This window comes from Paenibacillus sp. HW567, assembly GCF_000374185.1.
In the GTDB taxonomy this organism is placed as follows: domain Bacteria; phylum Bacillota; class Bacilli; order Paenibacillales; family Paenibacillaceae; genus Paenibacillus_AQ.
The window spans coordinates 3,385,490-3,403,198 of the sequence record NZ_KB910518.1 but is presented as its reverse complement, the minus strand read 5'-3'; the positions used below and the strand labels follow the sequence as shown (position 1 = coordinate 3,403,198).

Genomic DNA, 17,709 nt, shown 5'->3' with positions numbered 1-17,709 from the left:
TGATGGATTGCTTTGCAGGCAGAGTTGGGGTATAATGTAAGCATACGTCATATATGGCGGTATTTTTAGGAGGTTGTTCATTTGAAAGGTACAGTAAAATGGTTTAACGCAGAAAAGGGTTATGGTTTTCTTCAAGTAGAAGGCGGCGAAGATGTATTCGTTCACTTCTCAGCAATTCAAGGTGACGGATTCAAGACTTTGGATGAAGGTCAAGCAGTAGAATTCGACATCACTGATGGTAACCGCGGTCCTCAAGCAGCTAACGTAGTTAAATTATAAGAAACGGCTTGACAGTTGTTCTGTCAGTCCCAATATATATTTGATATGGAAAGCACTTGCATGAGTGGTAACCAGCAATTCAAAGCACACAGTTCTTTCGGGAACTGTGTTTTTTTGTTCAAATATAAGAATGTATATAGTTCACGCTGAAACGGATACCGTCCTTTTAAAGACGGCGTAGCCGTTTCCTCTTGTTAAGCTGTGCATGCAGATACGGCTGATATTTTCACCAGTAGTGTATGTATCAGCCGCGTCTGTGAATATGCTCAAGCAGGACCCGGGGACAATCCCGGGTTAATTGCCCTTTTTGCGGAAATAGCGCCCAGCCCCGATTCTATCATCATCCAGCAAGTGTTTGGACAGAAAACCGATGAATGCCAGCAGTGACAAGCACATAGCCACAATATAGAAAACTGTGCGTCCGGCATTCTCATAGATCACTCCGCCGAATGTGCCGCTGAGCAGACCGGATGCGCTGGACCAGGCGACAGTAAAGATCGCTATGCCTGTTGCCCTGAGATGATCCGGGATGATCCGCGTGATGTAACGGACAGCCGTCACATAAAATGTGCCGAACGAAATGCTGTGCATGGCCTGTATGGCGATAACGGCAACGGGATCATTAGCCAGGGACATGAACAGAAAGCGCAGAGCAAACATCAGGCTGGCAAAAGCGAGCAGCGGCAGCTCCTTGAACTTATCGCCGTATTTGCTGAGGGCAAAAAAAACCGGAATTTCACTCAGTGCGGAAGCGAGCAGCGCCCAGCCGACGATCTCATCACCGGCGTGCATCTCTTTCAGGCTGATAGTAAGGAAGGCTTCGTTCATTCTATAGCCGACGGCAAGCACGAACACGCTGCCGAAAAACCACAGCACTTCCTTTTGCAGCAAAATTTGCTTTAGCCCTTCGCCCTTGGGTGGCTTGGCTGTAGATTTGCGGGAGCTTGGAAAGTCATCTTCAGTCCGTTTGACATCCTTCAGACCTATAGTGATCAGCAAGGCGGCTGCAACGATTACAATACAGACTGCGATGCTTGAGGATGTTCCTGTTGCCCTTAGCACATATCCAATGGTAAGCGCGAAAAAGGAGTAACCCAGCGAGCCAAATACACGGATAGTAATGAAATTGCGCCCGTGGCGCTGGGCGATTTTGATTGCCATCGTATCTGCAAGAGGAAATATCGGGTAATAGAAGAAATATAAAAGGGACAAAATAAGCACAACAGTTGAAAAATCCTCAGCCCTTGCCAACATAAAAGCGGTTACTAATTGTCCTGCCAGCAAAATAGCCATAATCTTCCGGATCGTGCCCAGCCGGTCGCTGATCATGCTCCAGAACAGATTGGACAGTATGGAAATCAGCGGCCCGATGGAATACAGGACACCCACCTGCTGGTTGCTGAAGCCCAAATGGGTGTAAAATAACGGAAAATATGAAACGATCAGCACACTTGTGCCATAAACCGTGAACATAAAGGATCGCAGCCAATTCTGACCGCTGTACTGGCCGCCGGTCCGTCTTGAATACATGAAATTGCACTCCTCCGAATATGAAATACGCCTAGTATATCATACACAATGGAAGCTAGGTTTGAGGAAAATGGCGTATTTCAGAATCTTTCACTGGTTTTGCGAAAGTGATTTTGTTGTTTGTACAAATGTGGGTGATCATATTATAATAATGATGATTTGGATAAGGAGACAACAATGTGGAGGCACTGTCATTGAATGAATTTGAGCAAGGCCGTTACCTTAGCCCTCGCGGCCCGATTGGGTTGATGAACAGGGTCTACAAGTACGTGCTGCCGGAAGTGCGGGAATGTCTACATATCTGGCGTGAAGATGCGGAGGGGATTCCCGATCCCGAGCTACGGAAGCAAGCGCTTGCCAGCATTGAAACCAAACAGTTTCACTGCGAAGGCGGCGGGATCTATGCCGCCGGCAATTTGTCGATGAGACATATACTGATTCCGCTAATTGTTGCTTATCAAACGATCAGTGATTATCTGGACAACCTGTGTGACCGCAGCACTTCGCTTGACCCCGCCGATTTCAGGCTGCTGCATCAATCTATGCTGGATGCGATTAATCCCGGGGCGGAGCTTGTTAATTATTATGCGCTGCGCAGCGAGCAGAACGACGGCGGATACTTGCACAGACTTGTCCGCAAATGCCAGGAGATGACCTCGCTTTTGCCGGGGTACGCTGCGGCGGCTGCAGAAATACATGATTTGGCTGTTCTGTATACGGATTTGCAGGTTTATAAGCACATCCGACCAGAGCTCCGGGAAGCTGCCCTGAAGGAATGGTGGGAGACAGAAGGGAAACGTGCTCCGCACCTGCAGTGGAATGAGTTTGCGGCCGCAACAGGTTCTACCCTGGGCGTGTTTATGCTTTTTCTGGCTTCATGCGACCCCAAGCTGAGCACATCGGCATCGGCTTCGATTCGTGCTGCGTATTTTCCGCATCTATGTGGACTGCACATTATGCTGGATTATTTGATTGACCAGGACGAAGACCGGGCTGGCGGAGACCTCAATTTCTGCAATTATTATGACGATACTGATACCATGCTGAATCGGATTGCTTCTATTGTGGAGTGGGCCCGCAGGGATGTCCGGAATCTTCCGGAGACCTCAATGCATCGCATGGTCATCGAGGGGCTGCTGGCACTTTATTTATCCGATCCGAAAGTCAGCGAACAGCGGGAGGTTCGCTCTGTATCCAAACGTCTGATGAGAAGAAGTCCGCTGACAAGGCTGTTCTTCTTCGTGAACAGCCGTTGGATACGCAAGCATATGTATTAGATGCACAATTTTAAGGAGGAACAAACAGGATGGCAAACGTAAAAAAAATCGCAGTATTAACCAGTGGAGGAGATTCGCAGGGCATGAATGCCGCAGTTCGCGCTGTTGTGCGCAGTGCAATCTACTTCGGCATTGAAGTGTTTGGAATCCAGCGCGGATACCAGGGCCTGCTGAACCGGGACATCTTCCCGATGGATCTGCGCAGTGTCGGCGATATCATCCAGCGCGGGGGCACCATTCTTCAATCTGCCCGCTGTCTGGAGTTCCTGACACCTGAGGGACAGCAAAAAGGTGCGGATATCCTGAATGAAATGGGTATCGACGGTTTGGTGGTTATCGGTGGAGACGGCTCTTACAAAGGCGCCAACAAACTCAGCAAGCTGGGCATCAACACCATGGCTCTGCCGGGCACCATTGATAACGATATTTCCTTCACGGATTACACCATTGGTTTTGATACTGCGGTAGGAGTCGTTGTTGATGCTGTCAACAAGCTCCGTGATACAATGTCCTCCCATGAACGTTCATCCATCGTAGAGGTAATGGGACGCCACTGCGGAGATATCGCCCTCCATGCAGGCCTTGCTTCCGGAGCGGAAACGATTCTGGTGCCGGAAATGCCGTATGATTTGAATGAGGTAGCTGACCGGATGCGCGACAACTTTACCAAAGGCAAACGCCATAGTATTGTTATTGTTGCTGAAGGTGTGGGCAAGGGTGAAGATGTGGCTCAAGCGCTGAAGGACCGCCACGCTTCTCTGGATGCGCGTGTTACGGTTCTGGGACATATTCAACGCGGAGGCACACCAACTCCAGCAGACCGCAATCTGGCCAGCCGCCTGGGAGATTTCGCCGTACGTTCGCTGATTGAAGGTCAATCCGACAAAGCTTGCGGAATCATTAAGGGTGAATTGGTGCTTACGGATATCGACCTGGTTGTGAACACCAAAAAAGACTTTGACAAAGAGCTTTATGAATTGGCATCCCGTCTTTCTCAATAAAATCATTGCAGCCTTGTAGCTGCTTATGAATTAACAAAAAAGGAACAGTCGCAGAATGAACTGCGCTGTTCCTTTTTTTGTTGCGGTTATACACTCTTTGACTTGAGGAAGGCATACCGCCGCTGCACCTTGACGAGCCGGGACAGGAGTAGAATGGCCCCTATAGCGAGACCCGTGATCAGTCCGATCCAGTAGCCGTAAGCCCCCAGATCTGTATAGGTAGCCAGGAAATAGCCAGTAGGAAGACCGATAACCCAATAGGCTGCAAAACAGATGATGAAGGCCGGGTTCACATCCTTGTATCCCCGCAGCACTCCTTGTGTGGGGGTAGCAATGGCATCGGATATCTGGAAGAATATCGCATAGATCAGAAAATGCTGGATTAGTGCAATGACCTCAGGCTCATCCGAGTATAGACCGGCAACATGGTTCCCCGCGAACAGCAGGACTAGTGCCGTAGCCAGAGAGAGCACAGCCGCCGAGCTGATTCCCAAAATCCCGTATTGGCGGGCATCTCTTAATCTGCCGGACCCGCTCTCAAAGCCGACGAGTATCGTCAGACTCATGCTGATGCTGAGCGGAATCATATACAGCGTTGAGGCGAAATTAATCGCTGCCTGGTGGGCGGCGATAGTCACCGTATCGAAGCGGCTCATGAGGAGCGTTACCGCCGAGAAAACCGCGGACTCAAAAAAGATAGAGAAGCCGATAGGCACGCCGATTTTCAGCAGCTCCTTGAAGCTCTGCAAAGACATTGCGTAGAATCTGCGGAACAATTGCAGGCTTTTGAAGGGTTCATAACGGTAAACAATGAGCAATGATATGCCAAAGATCACCCAATAGGTTATGGCTGACGCCACTCCGGCCCCTACACCGCCAAGGCGGGGGAAGCCTAATTTTCCGAAAATGAGCAGATAGTTCAGACCTACATTCACCGGCAGCGCAATCAGTGTAATGAGCATGGATACTCTTGTCTGTCCCAGAGCGTCAATGCAACTGCGCACTACAGTATAGCCGAACAGGGGAATCACTCCAACCGAGATAGCACACAGGAAACGGAAGGCGATATCACGTACGTGCGGCTCCAAATTCATGAAGTTAAGCACAGGATTTAGAGCGAAGCCTCCGATGACCAGTACAAGTACTGATACCAGTAGTGAGAGCCATATCCCCTGAGTCACTTGATAGGCCACATCCTTGTTCTTCCTGCTGCCGACAAGGTGGGAGACGATCGGTGTCATACCCATAAGAATGCCGCTGAGGCCAGTCTGAATCGGAAACCACAGGCTGGTGCCAATGGCTACGCCCGCCAGATCGCTTGTACCATATTTGCCGGACATGTTCGTATCGAAGAAGGTTATCGCTGACAATGCAATTTGTGTAATAAGAATGGGAATTAGAATATGAAGGAACTGTCCGGTTTTTTGCTTGATTGAATAAGTTTGTATCATTAGCGCATGCCTCGTTATCCATATTTTCTTTACTGAGGATAATCCCCAATAAAAAACCCAGCAAGATGCCGGGTTCTTATTCATTCTATAATGATTATGTTAGTGAGAGATAATTGCTGTACTCTATTTTTCGTAATCTACGCCTGGTGTGTAGCGGTTGTTGGCGTTCCAGAGCAGATATTCATCAACGTTCTGCTCTTTCATGGCGCGGATCTGGTCTTCAACCTGCTGTTTGCCGTATTTGACATAATGTCCGCTTCCAAGCCAGCTTGCAGTGAAGTCCTGAATCCAAGGCCGGATAATCGGCTTGCGGCTGCCAAGTGGGTTCAGCTTTTTGTGCGTATCGACCATAGAGCCTTTGATGGTTGCATATGGATTTTTGTCGGGATCTTTTACCTTAAACCACCCGGTTGAATAATGGCTCGGGTAGACCATCGGGCTGATGACATCCACATTCTTTGATATCTTAACGAAATCCTGGCCGATCCCCTCCGCAGCAGGGACAGACGCGGCATAACCGAAGATGTCAACCGATACACGGACACCAAGCGGTGCAAGCTCCGATCTGGCATATTTGACAAAATCGGAAATAATCTCGACGCGTGGACGGTCGCTTTTCGTATATTTCAGCGTATCTGCGCGTTTTTCGAAGCCTTCAGGGAACCGGACATAATCAAATTGGATTTCCTTAAAGCCCAGCTTGACGGCTTCCTTGGCAATGTCTACGTTGTATTTCCATACATTTTGATTATAAGGGTTAACGAAGCTGTCGCCGCCTTTATTGGTCCAGACGGAGCCGTTCGGATTTACAAAGGATAACTGCGGATTTTTCTTGGCCAGCACGGAGTCTTTAAAGACAACAATTCGTGCAATTGGATATACATTATGCGCCTTCAGACGAGCCATCAGCTTGCCTATATCTCCGATGAAGGGCTGTGGATGGCCCATTTGCTGAAGCTCAACGTTATCCGTTTTGTAAGTGATGTACCCGGCATCGTCCTTGATGTCAATGACCATGGAATTCAGCTCGGTTTTGTCGAGCAGGGCGAGCAGAGATTCCATTCGGGATCCTCCGGCACTGTACGCTGTTACGTATATGCCTTTAACTTTCGGAGCATCGGGCTGTGGATCGGCATAAGCGGTATCCGTTCCCGGCGAGTCCACGGAGTCCGGAGACGGTGCAGGTGCTGCGCTGCCTCCCGCAGTGTCTGATGAAGGTGCTGCTGTGCCAGAATTCTCGTTGTGTTGTGCGACAATGGGGGGATTCGAGGCAGATTGCAGTGCGGCTGCCACATCGGCATCTTGCGCATTATGCTGAACGCCAACGCCTCCCAGAGCCATCATCAGTAAAGCCCAGGTGATGTTCATTCGTTATTCTCTCCCTTTATATACATTCCCGTTAAGTATAAAGGAACGGCAGCTTCCAAAAAGAACAGACTTGTAACAATCCCTGTAATTTTGACTGTAAAAACCGCTCTTGCTGTATACGCACGGGATGTACGGATTTTTCACAACTCTTCCTGAAAAAGTAAATGCCGCCTGGAGCCGGCGCGTGGCCGAATCCAAAGCGGCAACTATCCAAAACTGACATCTGGCGCTTGCTTAATGAAGATACGCAGAATTCTGATGCTCGCAAATGCTGTAATGGATGATATCCATGGCATCAGCAGGCTCCAGAATACTCAGACCGTCACGCAGAACGATTACGGAATTCAATTCGTCCTGTTTTAGAAAAGGCATCATATCCGGATACCATCTCATGACGATTGCTGACAGTTTTACCGTTTCCATTTCCACAAAAATCACCCTTTCCTTTTTCGAATCGAACTGAATTGAAATTCAAGGTCCACCCGGAAAACGAAGTGCTTGGAAAAAAGAGGGTAAATCACAATCTTCATGAAATTGTTAAGGGTCCTGCGTGGTTCTAATATATCATAAATTCAAGATATGCGCATTATATGCACATTTCTTTTGGAGAGTTTACCTTTTGCGGAATGAGCCCATGACTCCGACCGTTTCCACAATGTTGACAAAAGCCTGAGGATCGCTCGTTCTGATGATCCGCTTCAGCTCTGCAAGCTCATAACGTGTTGTCACTGTCATTAGCATGTCCCTTTCCACATGAGAATAAGCGCCTTCTGTCTTGATCTTTGTGACCCCGCGCTGAAGCCCGAGCAACTGCTGCAGCAACTCGTCTGTTCGGGTAGTTACAATGTATACGGTAACCTTAATGTGACTGACGTGGATCAGATCAACAACCTTGCCGCTGACATAGATGGATGCCATAGAAGCAAGCGCCAGATTCCAGTTGTTGTCAAAATAAGCTGCGGTGAGAATTACCAGCCCGTTCAATCCCACCAGCACGTTGCCGATAGGGAAGTCACGGTAACGCGTGATTATGGAGCCGAGAATATCGAACCCGCCGGAGGAACCGCCTACCCGGAAGGATATTCCGGCACCGACGCCCACAAGCACTCCCCCGAAGACAGAGGCCAGCAGCATATCCGATGCCACAGTTACTGTGGGAATTACTGCCATCAGCCAGGTGGTTGCACCTACAGAGAGAATGCTGAGGACGATAAATCTCCGGCCGAGCTGGAACCAGCCTGCCACCAGCAAAGGCACATTGAAGAGCAGGTACAGCAGGCTGATGTTAAACGGTGTAAAATAACCCACCAGCATGGCGAGACCGGATACCCCGCCACTGAGCAGTCTGTGAGGGATGAGAAACAGGTTGAAGCCGCAGGCTATCATCGCCGAACCGAAGATGACAGCCAAATAATTACCGATTTGCTTTAAGCTTGACAAGCAGGTTCACCTCTGTCTTTAAATGTAAATAATGAAAGAAAGGAATGTACTGGTATTCCTAAAGGGGTTTGTGATATAATGTATAGGATATTCTTGAGTAGGACGTTACAATGGTATTTTTGCATTGCTTAGGATGCGAAATTACAATTGTTCAGGCGGATTTGAGTGGCCTGATCTAAGGACAGCTTTTGGTCCCAAACGCGCACGCTAAACCATGCAGAGAATCCGGCATGATTGGACAGCCTATAAGTGTGTTTACCGCTACTTAAGAATACAGACAAGCATGTGGAATGTCCACTATATAGAAGGAGCATGAATAATTTGAAAACATTCGCAGAATTCGGCTTGGAGCCAAAAGTGCTACAAGCAATCTTGGAGCTTGGATTTGAGGAAGCAACACCTATACAGGAGCAGGCCATCCCGATTGCACTGACTGGATCGGACATGATTGGACAGGCGCAGACCGGTACAGGTAAAACCGCCGCTTTCGGGATTCCCCTCATTTCCAAGATTGCCCGTGAAGAAGAAAAAATCCTTGCGCTGGTTATGACGCCTACACGCGAGCTGGCTATTCAGGTAGCTGAAGAAATCGGCAAGCTTACCCGTTTCAAGGGACTTCGTTCGCTGGCTATCTACGGCGGACAGGATATCGGCCGCCAAATTCGCGGGCTGAAGAAGAAACCGCAAATCATTATTGGTACACCAGGACGCCTTCTCGACCACATTAACCGCAAGACCATCCGTCTTGATGACGTACAGACTATTGTACTGGACGAAGCCGATGAAATGCTGGATATGGGCTTCATGGAAGACATCCAGACCATCCTCAAGCTTGTGCCGGAAGAACGCCAAACCATGCTGTTCTCAGCTACAATGCCTCCTAACATTCAACGTCTTGCCCAGCAGTTCCTGAAGAACCCGCAACATGTTTCCGTTATCCCGAAACAAATCAGCGCACCTCTGATTGATCAGGCCTACATTGAAGTTCCTGAACGCCAGAAGTTTGAAGCTCTGAGCCGTCTGATTGATATGGAATCTCCTGATCTGGCTATCGTATTCGGACGTACCAAACGCCGGGTGGATGAACTGGCCGAAGGCTTGCAAAAACGCGGCTATTCCGCAGACGGACTGCATGGCGACTTGTCCCAGAACCAGCGTGATGCAGTAATGCGCAAATTCCGCGACGGCAGCATTGATGTGCTGGTTGCTACTGACGTAGCGGCACGCGGACTCGATGTTTCCGGCGTAACTCACGTTATCAACTTTGACCTTCCGCAAGATCCGGAGAGTTATGTACACCGTATCGGCCGTACCGGCCGCGCAGGCAAGGAAGGTACCGCTTGGTCCTTCGTGACTCCACGTGAGATGGATCACCTGCATTTGATTGAACGTGTGACCCGCCACCGCATTACCCGCAAACCGCTTCCGACAATGGCTGAGGCTATTGAAGGCAAACAGCGCATTACCGCTGAACGTTTGCTGGCAGTCGTTGAAGGCGGCGGTGAATTGAACGAATACAAAGGCATTGCTATTCAACTGCTTGAGCAATATGACTCGGTACAACTGCTGTCTGCAGCAATGAAGCTGCTTACTGGCGAAACCAAGGATACTCAGGTTGAATTGACTCCGGAAGATCCAATTCGTGTGAAACGCCGGGGCGGCAAGAATGACATCCGCAGCGGCCGCAAGCCTAACGGCGGATATGGCGGCAACCGTACTGGCTCGGGAAGTGGCGGCGGCTACCGTGGCAACCGTGACAACGCAAACAGCGGCAGCCGTGGCGGTTATAGCAGCGGCTACGGCAGTGGCGGCTACGGCGGCGGCTACAAAGGCAACCGTGATTCCGGAGCTGGCCGTGACGCCGGTGCCGGACGCAGCGGAGACCGCAAACCGTCAACACGCCCAAGCAGCACAAGCACGCGTCCTGCTAAGCGCGAAGATTACGACATTTAAGCGGCAGTTTTGCTCATAAGGAGAAGACGAGTAACCGGATGGCGGTTCTCGTCTTCTTTTTTTAATTCCGTATTAGATAAATGTGCGGGTGATGATTACGAGCAGGATGAACAGAACAAGGATAGTGCCGGTAGATGTAAAAGGGTTACAACAAGGATTGGACATTTGGTTAACCTCCTTTAGGTGAGTGATTAGCGTGGCTACGATTCTAATATATGGACTCTCCGCTAAGACTGCGTAGACGATAACCCAACAATCGTAAACTTGGGCGCTGGAAAAGTCCGGGGCAAATAGGGTATAGTAAAGGTACGCAGTATGCGCGAGACAGACAGGAGGAAGGGAATTGGAGTTTAAAGGAGCAATGGGCGGTTTATACCGCATCACAGAGTGGATATCACGCATCGCCTTCAGCAATATTTTGTGGGCGTTATGTTCGGTCCCGTTTCTGTTCATGGCAGTGATGAAGATGATTATGCTGGGTTCAGAGGCAGGGGGGGCTAATGAGCAGATCACACTCAACTGGGCACTTGGCATTCTGGCGCCGTTTACTGTGTTTCCGGCAACAGCAGCGCTGTTTACAGTGGTCCGTAAATGGGTTATGGGCAATACGGATGTCAGCACGTTCCGCACTTTTTTTCAAGGATACAAAGAGAACTATGTCAAAAGCATGCTCGGGGGGGTTATCTACACCTTACTGTTTGTTGTTATGTACGTTGATGTGACCGTATACATGACTCAAATGGCCAATTTTAGAATCGTCGGTATACTGATGCTGGTGCTGATGATTATTTTGTTCGTCTCCATGTTCAACTTTTTTTCGATTGTGGTTCATTACCAGATGACCTTCAAAGAAGTGGCGACCAATTCTATTCTGCTGACTATCGCCCGTCCAATCCGTGTGTTCTCCACCTTAATCGGTTCGGCGGTTCTTGCTTATATTGGTCTGCGGTATTCGGTGCTGTATGTGATCTGTATTCCGACATTGATCGCTATGCTGGCTTTCTTTAACTTCTATGCTACGTATAACAAGCTGCAGATGCAGGTTGAGAAGAAGAAGCAGGAGGAGGAGCTTGCTGCTCTGGAAGCTGCTGAGAAAGAGGCGGACGAGCAGCAGGATGATGAGGATAACACGGATCAGGATCTAAAGAAGATTTAACATAGGGACAACAAAACCCGTTCAAAGTGGACGGAAATTGTTATCCGTTACTAATTAAAGCGCATACAGGTTTACTTTTTTGTCAAAAAGCAATATAATAGCTATAAATCCTGCGATGTGCGTTTACGGTTGCTCGTTGTTTTGAACCAATGATAATGTCTTGGGAGATCTAGATGAAGCGCGGCTGAACAGCCCTGTCTATATGACTTGGGGAATTCAAAAACGACTTCTGCGGCCACCCACCTGCTATAGCAGGTTCAGAAGACACTGTAGCCGGACGGCATAGGCGGGTTTCAACTGTTTTTGACAAGGTGCCCTGTTTCCCGCATTGCTGCGGGTACAGGGCACCTTTTTATGTATGATGATCTATAGAGAAAGTGAGCAATGCCCTTTTGTTCCGCGGATAAGAATGTTACACTTAAGGTAATGAACTTGGGATTTGAAGAGGGGGAAGTATTTTGTCGTTGAAAAGAACCTTGGTCGGTTTATTTCGCAGTCATGACGGAACAAGCGACCGTGCAAAAGATCCGGCATTAAAAACACGTTATTACACTCTTTCAAGAGACAAGGCGTGGGAGGAAATATCCTCAACGCTGAAGAAGATTCCTGGATTCAAGGTGCTTCATGAGGTGCAGTCTGTCGGAGAAATTATTCTTGAGAAAAGAACCGGATTCGGCCGCACGCTGGATATCACCGTCTCTGTGCTGAATACTACGCCGGTGCGTTGCGCGATTGATATTTATTCCGCATCGAGAGGATCGCTTGGCGATCTTGGCGCTAACTACCGCGTCATTCAGCGGTTGTACCAGTCGCTGGACAAGAAGCTGGGCAAATACAAGATCGACTAATATAAATTCATCCATATGCAAAAAGCGGGAGAAGGGTGTCCTTCTGCCGCTTTTTTTCAAATATATTAGGCTCGTTCCCGATAATTACAGCAGTTCCTTCACAGCGGCTATAGCAGCCTCGTAGTTAGGGTGTTCGGTCATTTCGGGCAAGTACTCGACATATGCCAGTGTGTTGTTCTTGTCCACCACAAAGATGGATCGCATGTCCAGACGGAATTCTTTGATCAGCACGCCATAGGCTTGTCCGAAAGCTGCCGCTTTGTGGTCGGAAAGTGTGATGACACGATCAATGCCTGCGGCACCGCACCAGCGGGCTTGGGCGAATGGCAGGTCCATGCTGATGGTGAGAATGACCACTTCATCGCCAAGCTCTGCGGCTTCAGTATTGAAACGGCGGGTCTGCGCATCGCATACACCGGTATCCAGAGAAGGTACAACGCTGATCAGCTTGATTTTACCGGCATAATCGCTAAGCGATGCGTCTTCCAGCAGATTCTTGCTTACCACGAAATCTGGCGCGGAATCACCGGCTTTCAGCTCTGGTCCTACGAGGGTGATGGGGCTGCTTTTAAATGTGGCTGCGCCTGTTCTTTCTTGCGTCATTTCCTTGTTCCTCCTTGAATTGCATTATTGGATTCTTACTGCCAGAATAAATTATAATCTTTTTAGAAGCTTTGTGTCCAACCGGACAAGAACAAGATACATAAAGGGATGGTGCTATGATATTCATAAGGTACGAGAATTGGAAAGGGTACATTCGCTATTACCCGGTAACCTGTACTTTAATTCTGTTAAATGTAATCATGTTTATTGTGTTGACTGCGAACGGCGGTTCAACCAATCTGCAGACGCTGCTGGATTACGGGGCTACTCTGAATGCGGGTCCCGAAAAAGATGAGCTGTGGCGTTATGTTGCGGCGACTTTTTTGCATAACGGGTTTGCCCATCTATTCTTTAACTGCTTTGCATTATTGGTGTTTGCCCCGCCGCTTGAGCGGCTGATGGGCTGGTGGCGCTATTCGCTGCTCTACTTGGCCGGAGGGTTCATCGCCAATTATTTGGCGGTTGCAATCAGCAGCCGTTCGGTTGTGGATGTGGCTACAGTCTCCGTAGGCGCTTCAGGCGCAATCTACGCCATCTATGGCGCCTTTCTTTATATTGCCTTATTACAGCGGGGAATGATGGATGAGGGCTCCCGTAAGACGCTGTACGGCCTTCTGGTGATGGGGGGGATTATGTCCTTTGCCACGCCAAATGTGAATTGGATGGCCCATCTCTGCGGATTGGGAGCTGGTTTTTTCCTCTATGGATTGATTATCCGCATATTCAAAAAAAGCCGACGGTAGAAGAGGGTGGAGATGTGGAGCTTAGACAGCTTCAGTATTTTTTGAAGGTTGCCCAAAAGGAGCATGTTACAAGAGCTGCGGAAGAGCTGCATGTAGCGCAGTCCGCGGTCAGCCGCCAGATTCATCAGCTCGAGCAGGAGCTTGGCGTGGACTTGTTCATGCAAAAAGGCCGCAACCTGCAGCTAACGCCGGTAGGACAGCTCTTTTGCAAAAGGGTTGAGTCCGTGCTGAAGGAGCTGGAGCGCTCTGTGGCGGAGGTGCATGAATTTCTGGACCCGGAGCGCGGCGAGATCCGTATCGGCTTTCCGCATAGCCTGGGGACACATCTAATCCCTTCAATTGTTGCGGAATTCCGGCGGCATTACCCGCTTGTCAAGTTTCGCTTTAAGCAGGGAGCCTATCCCTCCTTGATTAAGGATGTGCTCTCGGGCGAGGTTGACCTCGCCTTCATCTCGCCTTTCCCGGAGAGTGCCGAGCATATTGCCGGAGATATTGTTATGACAGAGGAGCTATTCGCCATCCTTCCGCAGAATCATCCGCTGGCTGGAGAGAAGCTCATCCGCCTCGAGCAACTGCGTGATGAGAAATTTGTCCTGTTCAGCCAGGGGTATTCGTTGAGGCCGATTGTATGGCAGGCCTGTGTGCAGGCTGGCTTTAAGCCGCAGATTGCCTTCGAAGGCGGGGAAACGGATACTATACGCGGTTTGGTTGCCGCAGGAATGGGGGTGAGCCTTCTTCCCGAAATGGCCCTGTATCAGACCAATCCGATGCAGCCGGCACAGGTGCGCGTGGTAGAACCCGCTGTAACAAGAACAGTGGGGCTTATTCACCGCAGCGACGGCAAGCTGCCGCTGGTGGCCCGTTCTTTTCGGACGTTCCTGCTGACCTATTTTAAAGACAGAAACAACAATACCCCGGTTGGCTCGTAGCCTTCCGGGGTATTGTTTATGCCTGTGAATTGCAGACTTAGTCACGGTTTCCAAGGAACATGGCAATTAAACGGATCAGTTCAAGCAAGGAAACCAAGGCTGCAGCTACATAAGTCAAAGCTGCCGCATTCAGAACCTTGGCCACGCCGCGTTCTTCCTCGTTGCGAATGTAGCCTTGCTCCACCATCACCTGGCGCGCCCGGTTGCTTGCGTTGAATTCAACGGGGAGAGTCACAAGCTGGAAAGCCACTGCAGCCGAGAAGAAAATGATACCCAGGCCGATTAGGTTAAGAGAACTGAAGATGAAGCCGGCCAGCAGCATAAATGGTGCAACTCCCGAGGCGAAATTGACGACCGGGAACATCCGGTGGCGCAGAGTGAGCATTGGATAGTGTACTTTATGCTGAATGGCGTGGCCGACCTCGTGGCAAGCGACGGAAATGGCAGCTATAGAGCTCTCATAATATACCGGTTCTGACAAGCGCACAACCCGGTGAACGGGGTCGTAGTGGTCGGAAAGCGAGCCGCGTACTGGTTCGATCGGAACATCACTGAGGCCGTTCGCATCAAGCATGCGCCGGGCCGCATCGTAGCCGGTCATACCGCTCATATTGGCTACCTTGGCCCATTTATTGAAATTGCCCTTCACTCTGAATTGAGCCCATAAGGAGAATAGAAACGCAACAATTACTAACAGATACATCAAAGAATTCATATGTCATTCCTCCACTATAATTTACAAGCTGTTTACATTGGCGGCCCCTGCATCAACAGAAGCCGGATCGCTTCCATACAGGCAACTCCTTGTGGAAGCAGCGTAGCCAGCGCCCGTCTGGCCTGAACGGGCTTTAACCCGCTGATGATCGGTTCCAGCGCCTTCACCTCACGCTCAAGCCGCTGCATGTGGATCTCAAGCTCGACCAGTTTGTCCGAAACATCGGTTTCGGGGGTAGCTTCATTCCACCTGCTCATCATGGATTTGATCTCTTCCAATGTATATTTCTCTTGCTTTAATTGATTAATACGCTCCAAGGCAATCAGGGTTTCATGGCTGTACAGCCGGTAATTCTTCATGCTCCTGGATTCTGGCGAAATCAATCCCAGTTTGGTGTAGTAATCAATTGTCCGCTCACTGGTGCGAGCAGCTTTGGCCAGTTCACCGATCCGGTACAAGTTCATATCCCCAAGTTATCTCACCTCGCTAACTGAAGCCGGTTCTTTTTCTCTATGCCGTCTTCTTACTATATAAAATATGGAATAACTTAATGATACCAAAAGACAAACCATACAGTCAAACGTCACGCTTACTTTTGGTATATGCTATGAGGTGGGTAAAAATGCTTCAAATCCTTTGTGCTTACAATATTGGTCAACCCGCTAATCGAGAGACTTCAGTTACCTGAAAAAGATAACACATCATGTAATGTGTTGATGATGAGGTGTTTTTGATGCTGTTTTTTAATGAATATTAATAAAAATGCATATATTTGAATTCAAATAAAGAAGCAGATTGAATGCGTTCTCATATTTGAGAGTCCCAAAAGCCTGTAAATCTGCGCGTTATCTGCAGCATTAGGGTGACCAAGTTAAACTGTGAGGAAATCGTAAGCTTCCATAAATAAATTAAAGTATCCAAAAAAATAGTCTTGTCAATTTACCTGACTTCTGATTATAATGACATTAAGAGTTTCACGTTTTGTTAGGAAATATAACATTGGGGAGTGGGGTAAAGTATGAAGAAAAAGATGATATTGATGTTCCTGGCCATGATCACACTGATGGTCTACCCGGTTAGCGCCTTTGCTGCTGATGGTCCTGCGGCACCGGATTTGCAAATCGGGCTGGATACGGCGTTCACCTTCCTGGCATTTATCCTAGTGTTCTTTATGCAATCAGGGTTTGCAATGCTTGAAGCCGGATCCGTCCGGATGAAGAATGCCGGTCACGTAGCCGGGAAGACGGTATTGACACTGGCTATTGCAAGCTTGTGTTTCTGGGCTCTTGGCTTCGGTCTTGGCTTCGGTAACGGCAATAGCTTCTTCGGAACTACAGGGTTTTTGTACGGTGGGGATACACAAGCTGCTTCCTTCGATAATGCCCTCGGGTTCTCAGATGTAACCCTTAACGTTAAATTCCTGTTCCAAATGGCTTTTGCCGCAGTTTCCCTGGCTATTGTGTCCGGCGGTATGGCTGAACGTGCTAAGCTGAGCGTATACATCATTTTCGGTATTCTGTTCTCCGTAGTTATCTACCCTGTTGTAGCACACTGGGTATGGGGCGGCGGCTGGTTATCTGAACTGAGCATGCAGGATTATGCAGGTTCGACGGTTGTCCATCTTACTGGTGCAACGGCGGCGGTTGTCGCAACGATCTTGCTTAAGCCACGTCTTGGCAAGTTCAATAAAGAAGGCAAACCGGTGATTATTCCAGGTCATAACCAAGTATTCACTGTACTCGGTGTAATCATCCTCTGGTTCGGCTGGTTCGGATTCAACCCAGGCAGCGCATTGTCTCCAATGGGCGGGTTCTTCGGACACGTAGCTTTGACAACAAATATTGCGGCGGCTGCTGGCGGTCTGGCTGCGCTGATCGCATCCTGGCTGTACTTTGGTAAGTCAGATATTCCGGCAATGCTGAACGGTGTGTTGGCCGCGCTTGTTGCTATCACTGGTGCCTGCGCATATGTAGAACCTTGGGCTGCTATCATCATCGGTTTGGTTGCAGGGGCATTCACGTTCATGACTTCCCAATGGCTGGAACGTGCAGGTCTGGACGATCCGATCTATGCATTCTCCGTACACGGTATTGCAGGGATGTGGGGAGCGTTGTCCACGGGTCTGTTCGCAGCGCCTGATCTGATCGAAAAAGGCGCTCTCGTCGGGAAAGCCGGCTTATTCTACGGCGGAGGCTTCCATCAGCTTGGTGTTCAGGCGCTTGGTGTAGCGGGAACATTCGTATTCGTAGCGGTAGCTTCCTTCATCATTCTGTATGTAATGAAGCTGGTCATGGGCTTGCGTGTAACTGAAGAGGAAGAATTGATGGGTCTGGATATCAGTGAGCATGGTACCTACGGGTATCCTGAGCAAATGAAGCTGATCGCAGATTCGGAATCCAAAACCCAAAAATTATAA

General features: G+C 49.1%; 18 protein-coding genes and 1 other RNA gene. 10 read left to right on the top strand and 9 right to left on the bottom strand.

Going from position 1 to position 17,709, the window contains the following annotated elements; genetic code table 11:
- Nucleotides 1-81: 81 nt before the first annotated feature.
- Nucleotides 82-279, top strand: a complete 198-nt coding sequence (locus B212_RS0115560) for a cold shock domain-containing protein (protein WP_019911834.1) — start codon at nt 82-84, stop codon at nt 277-279.
- A gap of 294 nt (nt 280-573) precedes the next feature.
- On the opposite strand, the gene B212_RS0115555 is transcribed toward B212_RS0115560, so the two are convergent.
- A complete protein-coding gene (locus B212_RS0115555) occupies nt 574-1,809 on the bottom strand; it encodes an MFS transporter (RefSeq protein WP_019911833.1) in 1,236 nt (411 codons plus the stop codon).
- Between the two features lie 194 nt (nt 1,810-2,003).
- Here B212_RS0115555 and B212_RS0115550 point away from each other — a divergent pair, with 194 nt between their 5' ends.
- Together B212_RS0115550 and pfkA are read left to right on the top strand one after the other, a co-directional pair.
- On the top strand, nt 2,004-3,086 hold the full coding sequence (locus tag B212_RS0115550) for a tetraprenyl-beta-curcumene synthase family protein (protein WP_028530864.1): 1,083 nt from the start codon (nt 2,004-2,006) through the stop codon (nt 3,084-3,086).
- Nucleotides 3,087-3,115: 29 nt separating this feature from the next.
- Nucleotides 3,116-4,087 carry a 6-phosphofructokinase gene (gene pfkA / locus B212_RS0115545; RefSeq protein WP_019911826.1) on the top strand — a complete coding sequence of 324 codons (972 nt, stop codon included), beginning with the start codon at nt 3,116-3,118 and terminating at the stop codon, nt 4,085-4,087.
- 86 nt (nt 4,088-4,173) lie between these two features.
- On the opposite strand, the gene B212_RS0115540 is transcribed toward pfkA, so the two are convergent.
- The 4 genes from B212_RS0115540 to B212_RS0115525 form a co-directional block, all read right to left on the bottom strand.
- Nucleotides 4,174-5,538: an MATE family efflux transporter gene (locus B212_RS0115540; protein ID WP_019911825.1), complete on the bottom strand. Its 1,365-nt coding sequence runs from the start codon at nt 5,536-5,538 to the stop codon at nt 4,174-4,176.
- Between the two features lie 123 nt (nt 5,539-5,661).
- Complete coding sequence (locus tag B212_RS0115535; RefSeq protein WP_019911824.1) at nt 5,662-6,906, bottom strand: putative glycoside hydrolase; 1,245 nt, start codon at nt 6,904-6,906, stop codon at nt 5,662-5,664.
- A 234-nt stretch (nt 6,907-7,140) separates the two neighbouring features.
- Complete coding sequence (locus B212_RS0115530) at nt 7,141-7,329, bottom strand: hypothetical protein (protein ID WP_175374354.1); 189 nt, start codon at nt 7,327-7,329, stop codon at nt 7,141-7,143.
- Between the two features lie 189 nt (nt 7,330-7,518).
- The gene (locus tag B212_RS0115525) at nt 7,519-8,346 is read right to left on the bottom strand and encodes a YitT family protein (protein ID WP_019911822.1); all 828 of its coding nucleotides are present in this window, start codon (nt 8,344-8,346) and stop codon (nt 7,519-7,521) included.
- Nucleotides 8,347-8,667: 321 nt separating this feature from the next.
- Here B212_RS0115525 and B212_RS0115520 point away from each other — a divergent pair, with 321 nt between their 5' ends.
- The gene (locus tag B212_RS0115520) at nt 8,668-10,299 is read left to right on the top strand and encodes a DEAD/DEAH box helicase (protein ID WP_019911821.1); all 1,632 of its coding nucleotides are present in this window, start codon (nt 8,668-8,670) and stop codon (nt 10,297-10,299) included.
- 72 nt (nt 10,300-10,371) lie between these two features.
- Here the strand turns inward: B212_RS0115520 and B212_RS35390 are convergent, their stop codons facing one another.
- Entirely contained in the window at nt 10,372-10,464 is a 93-nt protein-coding gene (locus tag B212_RS35390; RefSeq protein ID WP_232231484.1) for a YjcZ family sporulation protein, read from the bottom strand.
- Between the two features lie 178 nt (nt 10,465-10,642).
- Between B212_RS35390 and B212_RS0115515 the strand changes: the two genes are divergently transcribed.
- The 3 genes from B212_RS0115515 (at nt 10,643) to B212_RS0115510 (ending at nt 12,303) form a co-directional block, all read left to right on the top strand.
- Nucleotides 10,643-11,455, top strand: coding sequence for a YesL family protein (locus tag B212_RS0115515; RefSeq protein WP_019911820.1), 813 nt, complete (start codon nt 10,643-10,645; stop codon nt 11,453-11,455).
- Between the two features lie 104 nt (nt 11,456-11,559).
- Nucleotides 11,560-11,752: non-coding RNA, 6S RNA (ssrS, locus tag B212_RS33850), on the top strand.
- 161 nt (nt 11,753-11,913) lie between these two features.
- Nucleotides 11,914-12,303, top strand: coding sequence for a DUF1499 domain-containing protein (locus tag B212_RS0115510; protein WP_019911819.1), 390 nt, complete (start codon nt 11,914-11,916; stop codon nt 12,301-12,303).
- Nucleotides 12,304-12,387: 84 nt separating this feature from the next.
- Here B212_RS0115510 and tpx read toward each other — a convergent pair whose 3' ends face one another.
- Nucleotides 12,388-12,906, bottom strand: a complete 519-nt coding sequence (gene tpx, locus B212_RS0115505) for a thiol peroxidase (protein WP_019911818.1) — start codon at nt 12,904-12,906, stop codon at nt 12,388-12,390.
- Between the two features lie 116 nt (nt 12,907-13,022).
- On the opposite strand from tpx, the gene B212_RS0115500 reads away from it, so the two are divergent.
- Nucleotides 13,023-13,649 (top strand): rhomboid family intramembrane serine protease, encoded by a 627-nt coding sequence (locus B212_RS0115500; protein WP_019911817.1) that lies wholly within the window; start codon nt 13,023-13,025, stop codon nt 13,647-13,649.
- Nucleotides 13,650-13,663: 14 nt separating this feature from the next.
- Nucleotides 13,664-14,578, top strand: a complete 915-nt coding sequence (locus tag B212_RS0115495) for a LysR family transcriptional regulator (RefSeq protein WP_019911816.1) — start codon at nt 13,664-13,666, stop codon at nt 14,576-14,578.
- Between the two features lie 37 nt (nt 14,579-14,615).
- On the opposite strand, the gene B212_RS0115490 is transcribed toward B212_RS0115495, so the two are convergent.
- On the bottom strand, nt 14,616-15,293 hold the full coding sequence (locus B212_RS0115490; protein WP_019911815.1) for a zinc metallopeptidase: 678 nt from the start codon (nt 15,291-15,293) through the stop codon (nt 14,616-14,618).
- A 32-nt stretch (nt 15,294-15,325) separates the two neighbouring features.
- Nucleotides 15,326-15,757, bottom strand: coding sequence for a MerR family transcriptional regulator (locus tag B212_RS0115485; RefSeq protein ID WP_028530862.1), 432 nt, complete (start codon nt 15,755-15,757; stop codon nt 15,326-15,328).
- A 554-nt stretch (nt 15,758-16,311) separates the two neighbouring features.
- On the opposite strand from B212_RS0115485, the gene B212_RS0115480 reads away from it, so the two are divergent.
- Complete coding sequence (locus B212_RS0115480; protein WP_019911813.1) at nt 16,312-17,709, top strand: ammonium transporter; 1,398 nt, start codon at nt 16,312-16,314, stop codon at nt 17,707-17,709.